We start from the raw sequence: 12548 nt of genomic DNA on the forward strand, positions 1-12548 counted from the left end.
GTATGTTCACAGCACGCACCGCGGCATGCCGCCCCACGCTTGCCGCGGGGGCGGGGCTCGCGTTGTTTCTTACGAGCGCACAGGCGCTCGCGGACAAAGTCGCGGTGCTCCCGTTTTCAGGGACCAACAGCGCGGCTAGCAAAGCCGATTTGGATGCGGCGCGCAGTGCGACGCAGAACGCCGTCGCCAAGGGGGGGCACACGCAGCCGGCCCCCTCGGAGATGCTCACCGCCGAAATGGCGGTGAAGGACGGCGTCGCCGACACGAGCGAGGAACTTCGCGCCGCGGGGCGGGCGTCGAGCTCCCAGTGGACGATGTCGGCCCGGGTCGAGCCGCACGGGCCAGGGCGCTACCGCATCGAGATCGAGGTTTGCCAGGTGAAGAGCGGGCGCGTGGAGTCCCTCGCGCGCGAGATCGATGCGGCGCAGGCGGTGCCGCAAATTGGCGAGATGCTCGCGCTGCTGTTGCGGCCCGAGGGCATCGCGAACGCGCCCATTCCTTGGGAGCGCGCCTCGCCGGAGCTTCCCCCGGCGCAGGAGCCGCCGGCGCAGCAGCTTCCTCCTCCGAGTCCCACGACGGTGGAGACGGCGCCGCCGCAACCGGCGAAGCAAGAGACGGCGAAGTCGTATGGCGAAGGGCGCCCCGTGGCGGTGGGCGCGGGGCTCGGGTTTCTCTCGGCCTTCGTGCGGCCCGACAATGCGCAGGGCACGGCGACCTCGCTGTTCTTGAGCGGCAGCATCGGCTATGCGCTCGAGCAGGTGCTTCCGGGGCTCGAACTGCGCGCGGACTTCGGCGGTGCGCTCGCCGGCCCGAAGGCGCTCATGCTCGAAGGGGGCGCGCGCTACATGCGCACGGTGGTGCCTTCGCTGCGCATCTACGCGGGGCCCGAGGCGGAGATTGGCGCCTTTTTCACCTTGGGGGGCAACAAGACGACGCGCTTCCTCGCGCGAGGGGCCGGTGTGCTGGGCATGGCGCTCAGCGAGCAAGCGGCCGTCGAGCTGTCGGCCGATCTGGCCGTGGCACCGGGCGGAGGTGGCACCTTGGCCTTCGCCGGGGCGAGCGCGCGGGGAGTACTTCGCTTTTGATCGAGCTCGAGCTCCACACGCGCAAGGAGACGCAGCGCCTCGGCCGCGCCCTCGCCGCGGTTCTCGAGCCGGGCGACCTTCTCATTTTGAGCGGCGATCTCGGGGCCGGGAAGACCTTCCTCGTGCGCGCCATGGCCCGCGCCCTCGGCGTGCCGAGCGACGTGGCCATTTCCAGCCCCACCTTCAACCTGGTGCAGGAGTACGAGATTTCGCGCGGCACCTTGCTGCACGCGGATCTTTACCGACTGCTCGATGCGCCCGAGCGGTTGCCGCTCGAGATCGCGCGCCTCGGTCTGGCGGAGCGCCGCGCCGAGGGTGCCATCCTCGCCGTCGAGTGGGGTGAGGATGCCATCCGCGCCTTGGGCGATCGCGTCGCGGTGTCCGTGCGCCTCACGCTGGACGGGAGCACGCGCAAGGTCACCCTCGCCGGCGCGCGCGCGGAGGCCGTCGTCGCGGCCTTGCGATGAAGCGCGGCGATTGGATCGCCACGGCGATCCTCGCGGGGTTGCTCGGTTTTGCCGTGACCCGCGGCCCCGGGCGCGCCGTACCTCGGACCCCGCGCGGCACGGCGATCGCGAAGAATGCACCGCGTCTCGGGCCCTTTGCCATCGAGCCCGCCCGCATCACCGCCGTCTTTGCGGCCGATGCCCACGCCATTCCGATGGACCTCGCGCTCGGCGTCGATGGCAGCTTGCATCCGCTGTCGCTGTCCGACGTCGCCCCGTTGCCCGACGGCAGCGTGCGCGGAACCTTCGAGGTCGATCTGGAGCGGGAGGCCATCACCGGGGCCGTTACGTTTCGCCTCGATGCTTCGAAGCCGGCCAGCCCCGTGCTCGCGGCGGAGCTCTCCCTGGCGGACCCCATCGCCGCCAATGCCCACGCGCTTGCGCTTGCCCTGGAGCTGGAAGGTGCCGCGCCTGCATTCGTCACCGGGGTAGGAGAGATCTCCGACACGGCCCGCGTATCAGGACGAGTGGCCGTACGCGAAGACGACGTGCATCCGTTCGGCGCCGTCTCCGCCCAAGGCCCGCTCGACGTGCGAAGGCACCCCACGCATGGCCCGGACGACGAGCACGGCGACGGCCCCATGGATCTCATTTTGTCGAGCCCGCCCGCGCACGATGCCGTCGCCGATCTCCGCATCGCCGTCGCGCCCACCATGGGCGAACTCTGGGGAACGCTCTTCGCGCAGGGCCAAATCCCGACCGAGCACGTCCATGGCGTGGTCACCGGCACGCGTCGCGGGCGCGCGCAGGTCTTCGGGCTCGATGCATCGGGCGCACCGTCCGTGCGCTCCTCCGTGGACAACGAAGGCCGCTTCGCGCTCGACGTGCCGCGCACCGTCAACAAATGGTACGCGGCCGAGAGCCTCGATCGCACGAGCGCGCCCATCGTCTTCGAACCGGGCACGCCGTGGGATCTGCGCCTCGACGTCTCGCCGGGTGGCGAGCTGCGTGTGCGCATCGTGGATCCCGACACGCACGCACCGCTCACGGCACGCCTCATCGTCCATGGGATCGACGGCACACTCGATCCGAGTTTCGGGCCGGACTACCGCGCATCGGGGGCGGGCCCTATTGTCGATGCCTTGCGCGGTGAGGTCGCAACACCGCTTCCCGCCGGGCGCTACCGCGTGTCCGCCACCAAAGGAATCGAATACACCGTGGACGCCAAGACCATCGAGCTCGCTGGGGATCGCACCGTGTCCCTCGAGCTCCATCTGCGTCACGTGGTGCCCACGCCCGGCGTGCTGGGATGCGATCTCCATGTTCATGCGCGTCCGAGCTTCGACACGCCCGTCTCGGTCGAAGACCGCGTCCTGTCTCTCGCCGCGGCCGGTGTCGACTTTGCCGTTCCCAGTGAGCACAACGTGGTCGGCAACTACGCGCCTGCGCTGGAATCCTTGGAGCTGTCCCGCGAAATGAGCAGCGTCCCGGGCGTGGAGATCACCACGTTCAATCCGTACTTTGGTCACTTCGGTCTGTTTCCCTATCCGCTCGATGCGACCGTGCCGCCTTTTCGGCACACGAACCCCAGTGCCATCTTCGACGCCGCGCGGCGCGGCGATCCGAACCGCATCCTCCAAGTGAACCATCCGCGGCTCTCGAGGGAGATTGGTTATTTCGATGCCATGGGCTTCGACCCACACGGCCGACCTCCGCCGCGCATGCGCACCGATTTCGACAGCATCGAGGTCTACAACGGCTACGAGATGCAATCGCAGGAGCGCGTCGACCTCGTGCTTCGCGACTATTTCGGCTTTCTCAACCAAGGGCGCCATATCACCGCCACCGGAAGCAGCGACTCGCACAGTATCCAGTACCAGTGGGCGGGCTATCCGCGCACGATGGTCAACGTAGGCCAAGGCGCGGATGGCGATCTCACCGCACTGAATCCATTGGACGTCGTGGCCCACCTCAAGCGGGGGAATGCCGTGGTCACGAGTGGTCCGATCGTCGAGGTCGAAGCGCGATCGGGAGCCAAAAACGAGGAGCGCGCGCTTCCAGGCGACGAATTAGTGTTGAGGTCGGACGGTGCCAGCATTGCCCACATCCGCGTGCGTGCCGCACCGTGGGTCGATGTCACGTCGGTGGAGATCGTCGTGGATGGTGTCGCGTCTTCAAGGTTCGATGTTGTGTCCCAACCGACGAAAATGGGAGATGAAGCCGGCACGTTGGACGAGGTGATCGCGCGCATGGTCCGTTTCGAGCGCGACTTGCAACTCCCGCTTTCGCGTGTGTCGCGTGATTCCCAATTGTCCACAACTAATCCAGATTCGCATTCGTCCGCGAACAATCAGGGTTCCCCAGCGCACCCAAACGATCCAAAGTGGCAAGTTGCCGACACGCGGCGTCATTGGTTCGTGGTTATCGTTCGGGGAACAAGAAAGATCGACGACGTGTTGCCTTTTATGCCTGTGTCACCCATGGCCATCACGAACCCCATTTGGTACCAAACGAGTACGATAGGTGCCGACAACAACGCCAAATCGGCGCCGGCTTCAGGAATGGCCGCGGGGCCTGAGCACAAAACGTCGAACGGAGGACGAACGCAGTAAACGCGTTTGAGGATCGGGTTCACGATGGTGTCGTGTGCTATAGCCGCGCTCGTGCGCGCGACGGGGAGGCTCTCCGCCATGGCGGGGATTGAATCATGAACACTACATTCGGCCGCTACCGCTTACTCGAGCGTCTCGGGCAAGGAGGCATGGCCGAAGTCTTCAAAGCGAAGAGTTTCGGGGTCGAGGGCTTCGAGAAAGTCCTCGTGATCAAGCGCATCCTGCCCGAGCTCGCACGCAGCCAAGAGTTCGTGGACATGTTCATCCACGAGGCCAAGCTCGCGGTGCGCCTTTCGCACGCCAACATCGTTCAGGTGTTCGACCTCGGCATTGCACCGCTGCCGTCGTCGTCTCCGCCGTCGTCGCGACCCTCGTCGGATGGTGGCGCTGCAGCCGAACCAGCCTCCGCCCGCGACCGTGAGCGCGAACCTGCAGTCGGCGCTTACTTCATGGCCATGGAGTTCGTGCACGGGTTCGACCTGGCCACGCTCCTGGCGCGATGCCGCCGTCAGCAGATCGCGTTGCCCATCGACATGTGTGCGTACATGGCGGCCGAAATCGCCAAAGGGCTCGACCACGCGCACCGCCGGCGGGACGAGGACATGCGCCCGCTCGGTATCGTCCACCGCGACGTGTCGCCGCAGAACGTTCTCATCTCCCTCGAGGGCGAGGTGAAGGTGACCGACTTCGGCATCGCCAAAGCGCGCATTGCCGTTGGGGCGAACCTCGAAGAAGACACGCGCATGCGCAAGCTGCAGGGCAAGTTCGGCTACATGAGCCCCGAGCAGGCCCGCGGCGAAAATGTCGATGCGCGGAGCGATCTCTTTTCGCTGGGCGTCGTTCTTTACGAATGCGTCACCGGCGTGAATCCCTTCAGCGCGCCGACCACGTTCGAAACATTGCGCCGCGTGCAGGCGGGCGAGTATCCGCCGGTCGAGCTTTTGCGCTCGGATGCGCCGGCGGAGCTGATTGCCATTCTGAATACTGCATTGGCGAAAGACCCCGCCGACCGATTCGCCGATGCGGGGCGCATGTACGAGGCTCTGCTTGCGTTCTTGTACGCGCAGCAAAGCCGCTACGGTGCGCACGATTTGTCGGAGTTTTTCGCGCGCTTCCGCTCGGAGGACTCGGGCGCCACCCCGGTGTTCTCGGGGCGCATCCTGGAGGGTGCGGGCAGCGAGGCCGCGATGGCCAGCGACCAAACCCCGGTGGAGGTGCCGCACCGAAGCAGCGTGTCCATCACGCCCCCGGTGGAGACCGGTGTGCGCATCGTGGGCTCGGGCGACGTGGGCGAGCGGCGCGAAGTGACGGCGCTGGTCATCGAGTTTCCCCAGCGCGACTCGCACGAGCAGGCCGACCGGGCCATCACCGTGGTGAAGCGCTATGGCGGGCGCATCGTGCGGCAAACGCCGGAGCACCTCGCCGCGCTCTTCGGCCTCGACGAGCCGGATGGGCGCGACACCGAGGTGGCCACACGCTGCGCGCTCGTCGCACTCCGCGCCATGGGCGCGCGTCCGGGCGATGCGCTGGCACCCAGCGCCGGTGTCCACGCCGCACGGATTCACGTCACCGTGCGCAAGGCTGGCGAGCATGGCGGCGAGGAGACGGCGGAAATCCGCGAGGACGAGCGCCTCGTGACCCTTCTCACCACGGCGCGCGAGTTCGCGCGCACGCGCCCCGGCCGTGCCGCCCTTTCCTCGGCGGCGACGCGCCAGGTGAAAGGCTTCTTCGGGCTCGACCCGCTGCTCGACGACGACGACGGTCCGCGCCGAGGTCTCAGTGGCTTCGTGGTGAAAGAGGTGCGCGGCACCGCGGAGACCTTCGGCCGATTCGTCGGTCGCAAAGGTGCGTTGCGTTTCCTCGGCGAATCCCTCGCCCTGGCCACGCGCCGGCGGGCGCGCATCGTCACCTTGCGCGGCGACCACGGGGTTGGAAAGACGCGCCTCCTTTACGAGGTCGAACGACGGCTGCGCAAAGGCGGATACAACGTCGCCTTTTACATGGCCACCTGCCCGCCGCGCGGTCGCGACATTCCGCTTTCCGGCATTGCGTGCATGTTGCAGGTACTCTGCGGCCTCTCGGAGGCGGATCCTCCGGAGCGGGTGCTTTCGGTGCAGCCGCGGTTGCGTGCCCTCGGTCTTTCCGAGCCGGAGGTGGTGACGCTCCTGAATACATTGGGGGCCAGTCTTCCCACCCTGGGCGCCAACGCGAAAAACTCGCTCAAGCAAGCGCTTTCCCGGATGCTCGCGCGGCTTTGCGAGGACAAGCCGTATGCGCTGGCGTGGGATTCGGCGCACACGATGGACCAGGATAGCTTCGACGTGCTGGACGCCGCCGTGGGCAAGCTCGCGCGCTCGCGTTTGGTGCTCCTGTTCGCGGCGCGCGCGGGGTTTTCGCACTCGCTGGAAAAAAGGCCGGAGCACGCGGCGCTCGAGTTGACCGATCTTACGGCGGAGGACGCGTCGAAGCTCGTGGCCACGCGCCTGGGGATCGATGTGGTGCCCGACGAGCTCGCGCGCTTCGTGCGCGATCGCGCGGGCGGGCATCCGCTCTTCATCGAGGAGTTGCTCAAGGCCTTGCTCGATGGGCAAGCGGTGTCCGTGGTCGACCGAAAGGTCACCGCCATGCGCCTCGTGGGGCAAGATCTCGCGCTGCCGAAGACGCTGCGCGGGCTCGTCGCCTCGCGGGTGGCAAGGCTGCCGGCGGCGGAGAAAACCGTGCTGCAGGCCGCGGCCATCCTGGGCGATCGGGTCGACGTTACCGTTCTATCGGAGATGCTGGAGGAGCCGGTCTCGGTGCTCGAGGGCGCGCTGGCGGAGCTCGATCGGCGGGAGCTGATGGTGCACGTGGGCGCTGCCGAGCTTCGTTTCGTCTCGCCGATTCTGCGCGAGGTGGTGCTCGACGCGCTGCCTCCCGAGGTCGTGCGCAACATGCACGCGGTGGCTGCGCGCGCGTTGGAGCACGTGCAGGGCGACCAAATCTGGGAGCAATCGGCCCGGGTGGCTTCGCATTACTACGAGGCCGGCAAGAGCGGGCTCGCGGCGGGGTACTTCGCCAAGAGCGCCGATCTGCGGCTGGCCGCACGCCAGCTCGAGGCCGCGGTGCGCGACTACGCGCGGGCGATCGCGCTGGCCGATCTCGCGGCGCACGAGCCCGAGGAGCTGGTGCGCTGGCTTGGTGGCCTCGCCCAGGCGGCGCGCATGGTGCGCTCGTGCCCGGAGGCCGGGGACCTGTGCGCGCGCGTCGTGGGCCGCGTTGACAACGATGCCAATCTCGCACACCGCGTGCAGGCACGCGTGCACGCGGGAACCATGCTGACGTCGCTGCACGACTTCGAGAGCGCGCGCATGCACTTTGCGGACGCGGAGCGGCTCGTCGAAAACGACGAGGCATTGGCCAAGGCCGTGCTTCTCGCCTACGCGGACATGGCGACGCGGCAGGGCGATTTCAAGCGGGTCGTGTCGATGCTCGAGCGGGTCGAGCGCATCGTCACCGGGGAGGGCGACAAGGCCGAGGAGCACCGCGTGCTCTTGTACCGCGCGCAGGCCCACGCCGGTCTGGGCGATCGCCGCAGTGCGCTTTCCGTGCTGGCGCGTGCGGAGCAGGTCTCGTGGGACGACGCCGCCGCGACGTGCGAGCGCCAAAAGGTGCGCGCGCTGATCGACTATTTCACGCGCGACTTCCGCGGCGCTGCGGCGGGCGCGGAGACGGCGATCGACATGGCGCGCTCGCTGGGCCTCACGTACGAGGTGGCCGCGAACCTGCACAACCTGGGCGACTTCCTCGTCCGCCTCGACGATTTGCCGCGCGCCTACGGTGCGTTCCGGCAGTCGCTCGAGTTGTGCGTCGAGGGCAGCTTCGCCCGCCTGGCGAGCCAAAATCGCATGTTCTTGGCCTTCCTCGACGGCATCAACGGCGACACCTCCGCCGAAGATCAACTGCGCCAAGGCATCGCCTACGCCGAGAGCAACGACTACACCTGGGACGCCGTCAACGGCCGCACCCTCCTCGGCCAACTCCTACAGCGCAGCGGCCACTCCTCCCGCGCCCGCATCGAACTAGAAAAAGCCCGCACCCTCGCCCGCAAAGTCGGCAATCGCCTCTTGGCCGACGACTGCGAGACGGCGCTCCGCAGCTTGGCCAGCTAAATACCACTTTGCGAAAATGAAGAAGGAACCGCCAAGAACGCCAAAAAAGAGTCGCCAGGATCGCCAGCGGAATCAGCAATAAACCCCAAAAAAAGAAGGGTTTATTGTTGGTTCACCTGGCGATCCTGGCGACTCTTTTTGGCGTTCTTGGCGGTTTCTTCTTCTTGGAGTCTATTCGGCCACGCGGAGAAGGCTGTTCAAGACGTCCGCTTGTTCGTGGATGGCCGGGTCTTTCGTGTCGCGCGCGAGCAGGGTCATCGATCTAGCGTGCAACTCTGCGAGGGCGCGGATGCCGCCGGCGTTGGTGACGCCGTCGCCGAAGAAGGCGGAGTCGAGGCGGCGCAAGGTGGCCAGTGCCGATGCGTAGGCGATGACGTCGCCGTGGCGGGACTTGGCGATGCGCTCGATGTTGTCGTCGTAGATGCAGGGGAGGCGGGCCGTGAGATCGCGCTCGTTGCCGGTGCCGGGTTCTTTGTAGTGTGCAATCACCGTGAAATAGAACGGCTCGTTCGGCACCCAGGCGGGGACGCTGACGCGGAGCACCTCCGTGCGCGCTTCGCCGGCGCGGATGTTCCCTAGAATGACCTCGCCCGCGTCGAGCTTCCACAGAACGTCGCCGCCCGAGGCCTCGATGACGTGGGATGGCGAAGGGCTCCCTTCGAAGTGCAGCGACAGCTCCTCGAAGCGCAGATCGCCCGACGGCGGAATGGCCGTGCGCACTGCGTTTTGCCGCGCGTCGAGCGCTTTGTCGATGCCTACGAAGCCCATGCCGGCCATGCCGATGTCGGCGACCGCACCGGTCTTCGCCTTTTCCGAGGACGAGATCGCGCTCACGATGACGCCGCCCGCGACCATCTTCTCGAGCTCCACGCGCGCAGCGTCGGTCAGACGCGGCGCATCCCCACCGTCGCTGAGCACCACCACGCGCTTCGTGCCTTTGCCTTCCACCGCGGCGGTTGCAAGCCGCAGCGCCCCCGCGAGATCGCGCGGACGACGTTCCCGCCCCTCGGACGAGAGGCGCTTGGCCACGGCGGCATTGCCGATGGCCTGGTGCGAGCCCGGAATGGCCGGCAGCACCAGCCGCGGGCCGCGCGCATCGATCACCGCGAAGCGGTCGCGCGACGCCATCTGACCGAGTGCCGTCTCCACCAGCACACGCGTGTCCGGCCCCTCGCCGTCGAGCACCAGCGCGATCTGCTCGCCCATGCGCGCCGTGCCCTCGGCCGCGGGCGCAATCACGTCGACCCGCACGAGCACCTCGCCACCCCACGAGGGCACCCGCGTATCGCTCGGGCGCATGGCGATGCCCAGCCCTTGCGTCGCCAGCAATGTGGGGCTGCTCGTCAGCGTGAATCGCCCATTTCGTGGAACAATGAAGCCAATCGGCGCGCGCCACGGATCGTCGGGCGACCGTGAGACGACGCGCCGCGGGATGTCGCCGTTGTCGTGGATCTCGAGCCCGTTGGGCGTGACCACGGCAGCACCGCCGGCGCCCTTCTGCCCGACGATGACGGTTCCATCTTTGGCCAGCATCGGCCCGCCGCACGCTGGGAGGAGCACCGCGGCGATGCCCATCCCGACCAACGCGGTAATACCTCGGCTGAGCGACATCGAGGTACTAGCTATGACGTAGACCGCGGATTTCTGCCAGCCTGATGGGAGCCGGCAGGACTTACATTGGCCTCAAGCCGCCAGTCCGATGCTCTCCAGGCTGCCGTCGCGGACCTCGTACAGCCGAACGCGGGGGCGGGAAGGGGCGTCGTCCACCGTGGCTGAGGCGCCGAAAACTCGGTTTTTTCCGCCCCCGACGATGCGATCCACGATGCGGTGCCGGTGGCCGTGGAGCACGTGAAGCTGGGGATGCTTCACCAACAGGGTCAGCAGCCGGTCGTGCCCGCGGAGCCCGTCGATGAAATGCCAGGGGTTCCGGTCGTTGCCGAACGGCGGGTGATGCACGACGACAATGGTCGCCTTCGCGCGCAGGGCGGGATCCTCGATGCGCCTCTGAAGAGCCTCGGCGGTGCTTTCCGTGAGCTCCCCGCCGGAGCGCGCAATCGATTGATGCCGCGAAGCGTCGACCGGCAGAATCGCGAAGGTCGCGCGGTCGATGGTCCGGCCGGGCTCGGTCGCGCTGCAGGAGGCATACGCGCGCAGAGGTCCGGCCATCGCATTTTTCCATCCGTGGCTCGAGTCGTAGGCATCGTGATTTCCTGGAACGAGGGTGACGCAGTCGGCGTCGAGGTTGGAGTCGTGAAGGACCTCGGCGAAGCGCTCGAATTGCTTCGGCGTTCCGAGTTCCGTCAAATCGCCGGAAATCACGATATGGTCCGCGCGTGCGCGTTTGGCGCTCTCGAGCGCGGCCTTCATCTTCAAGGCGCGCGCGTTGTCGTCGAGCCGGCGGTGAACGCTCACCATGCGGGTGGAAAAGCTGTAGGAGCCGTCGTTGGCCCCTCGGCGTTCCAAGATGTGCACGTCGGACAGATGCGCGATGCGCTGCAGGGTCGGGACGTATGGACCGCCTTCACTCATTGACGTGCTCATGGACTTGGATGCACGACTAGAGATAACGGTCGACGAACAATCGACTTTTGCGCGCTACGGACTACGGCCGCATCGCATGTTGCCGGTGGTGCGTGCGACGACGTCGTAGTCGCCCGTCGGGATGTTCGATGGAACGACCAAGGTGCCCTCGAAGCTTCCCCGTGCGTCGGTGGCCAGGGAGCCGACGCGCAACTCGCTGCTGCGGCCCGATGACTTTCCTGCCTCACGCAAAACGACATCCACCACGACATTGGGGCAGGCCTCGCCGTCCGCGCGTACGTTGCCACTTACGCGCATCGGGCCTCCGCGCCGTGTGTCCAGGTTGGCCGCGGCGAGCGCTACCGACGAGCGCGGGCGGTCGTCCTTCTTCTCGTCCGCGGGATTGCTCGCGGAATCGTTCGGCGGCGTGGTGGGACTCGAAGACGACGTGCGTGCGCCCGCGCTCGAGCTGGGTGGGGTGCTCGAACCGCCGCCTGTGCTTCCGCCACTGGAGCCCGTCGAGCCGCCGCTGCGCGGGTTGCCCGATGCGGGGCTCGTCGCGTTGGTGGGGGCCAGCGAATCTCCGGGGGTTGCGCCGCTCGGCCACTGGAAAGGGTCCGGCGGTGGATCGTAGGCGGGGCCCTCGCGGATGGGATCGCCCACGGTGCGTCCGGCGCCGCCGAGATCCGTGCGGCGCCATAGCTTGCCGTCGTGGATTTCGACCCACGCATGGGCCTCGTTCATGACCATGCGGGTCGGCAGGCCAAGGCTCAGCGCGGTGATCAAGAAGGAGAAGGCGCGGTGGCGGCACACCCCCTTCTGCGAAAGCGCCAGATCCAGGTACACGTTGTTGTGCTCGCGCGGCGGATCGTCGGCCTCGACGAAGCTGCGATGGTACGAGACGAGCCGCCGCACCACCTCGCGCGGGGACATCGCGCGGCTCACGCCGATGTGCGCGGTCACCTGCCGGGCGGCCGCCGCGACCTTCTCGGGAAGCTTGTCCACGGGAGGCAGGTCATTCCACGACGGCGTGCCAAACTCGCCCCCGAAAGCCTCGCGCGGGGCGCTCACCTCCATCACGAGCCGCGCCTTGCCCGGCGCCGCCGCGATGAACCAATTGTCCGCGCCGTCGTGGAACAGCGAAAACGCCAGATCGCGCGGGCCCGCCGCAAGGTGCGCGCGGATCACACGCGCCCCCGGCGCCACGCTGGGGATCCGCACCGTGGTATCGGCGCGCGCATTGACCACGATGTCCGCGAAGAAGTGCTCCTCCGGTGCATCGAGCCCCCCGGAATCGCCGCCCGACTTCAACGGCTCCGGTCGCGCCTTCTGCACGTACAACTGGTACGACTCGTCGACCGCATCGTAGGCCCAGAGCCGCTTGAACGGCGCCGTGGCCGGCCGAAATGGCTCGTCGTAGTGCGACACGTCGGGCCGGCGCGTGTTGCGATCCGGCGTGTACACCGCATGATCGGGCCCCGCGCCCTCGGGCTGCGTGTTTTCGTACGTGGTATCGCCCGACGCGGGCGGCTTGCGCGCATCGGGTGAGCGCACGAGGCCATTGCGCGTTTCCACCGCGGCGGGAAGATCACCCGCCCCCGTCGCACCGAGTGACCAGTCGTCCTCGATGTCCGCCGGAATGGGCACGTGCAAAACGGGGCCTGGGCCCGTGGCCGTGGCAGGCTCCGTGATCGCGAGCACCAGCGGAAGAAGAACGATGGATCTCAGCGCACGCAT

At 67.5% G+C, this 12548-nt stretch carries 7 protein-coding genes; 4 read left to right on the top strand and 3 right to left on the bottom strand.

What is annotated here, in order from left to right; genetic code table 11:
• Positions 1 to 2: 2 nt before the first annotated feature.
• The 4 genes from LZC95_00090 to LZC95_00105 all read left to right on the top strand — a co-directional run bounded on the left by LZC95_00090 (position 3) and on the right by LZC95_00105 (position 8291).
• A complete protein-coding gene (locus LZC95_00090) occupies positions 3 to 1085 on the top strand; it encodes a hypothetical protein (GenBank protein ID WXA95238.1) in 1083 nt (360 codons plus the stop codon).
• Positions 1082 to 1552, top strand: a complete 471-nt coding sequence (gene tsaE, locus LZC95_00095; GenBank protein WXA95239.1) for a tRNA (adenosine(37)-N6)-threonylcarbamoyltransferase complex ATPase subunit type 1 TsaE — start codon at positions 1082 to 1084, stop codon at positions 1550 to 1552. Before LZC95_00090 ends, tsaE begins: the two co-directional genes overlap by 4 nt.
• Complete coding sequence (locus LZC95_00100) at positions 1549 to 4143, top strand: CehA/McbA family metallohydrolase (GenBank protein ID WXA95240.1); 2595 nt, start codon at positions 1549 to 1551, stop codon at positions 4141 to 4143. Before tsaE ends, LZC95_00100 begins: the two co-directional genes overlap by 4 nt.
• Before the next feature lie 95 nt (positions 4144 to 4238).
• On the top strand, positions 4239 to 8291 hold the full coding sequence (locus LZC95_00105) for a protein kinase (GenBank protein ID WXA95241.1): 4053 nt from the start codon (positions 4239 to 4241) through the stop codon (positions 8289 to 8291).
• A gap of 171 nt (positions 8292 to 8462) precedes the next feature.
• Here the strand turns inward: LZC95_00105 and LZC95_00110 are convergent, their stop codons facing one another.
• The 3 genes from LZC95_00110 to LZC95_00120 all read right to left on the bottom strand — a co-directional run bounded on the left by LZC95_00110 (position 8463) and on the right by LZC95_00120 (position 12548).
• A complete protein-coding gene (locus LZC95_00110; protein ID WXA95242.1) occupies positions 8463 to 9902 on the bottom strand; it encodes a hypothetical protein in 1440 nt (479 codons plus the stop codon).
• 72 nt (positions 9903 to 9974) lie between these two features.
• Positions 9975 to 10820: a metallophosphoesterase gene (locus LZC95_00115; protein ID WXA95243.1), complete on the bottom strand. Its 846-nt coding sequence runs from the start codon at positions 10818 to 10820 to the stop codon at positions 9975 to 9977.
• A 66-nt stretch (positions 10821 to 10886) separates the two neighbouring features.
• Positions 10887 to 12548, bottom strand: a complete 1662-nt coding sequence (locus tag LZC95_00120) for a transglutaminase-like domain-containing protein (protein WXA95244.1) — start codon at positions 12546 to 12548, stop codon at positions 10887 to 10889.

It is taken from the genome of Sorangiineae bacterium MSr12523, assembly GCA_037157775.1.
Lineage (GTDB): Bacteria > Myxococcota_A > Polyangia > Polyangiales > Polyangiaceae > Pendulispora > Pendulispora brunnea.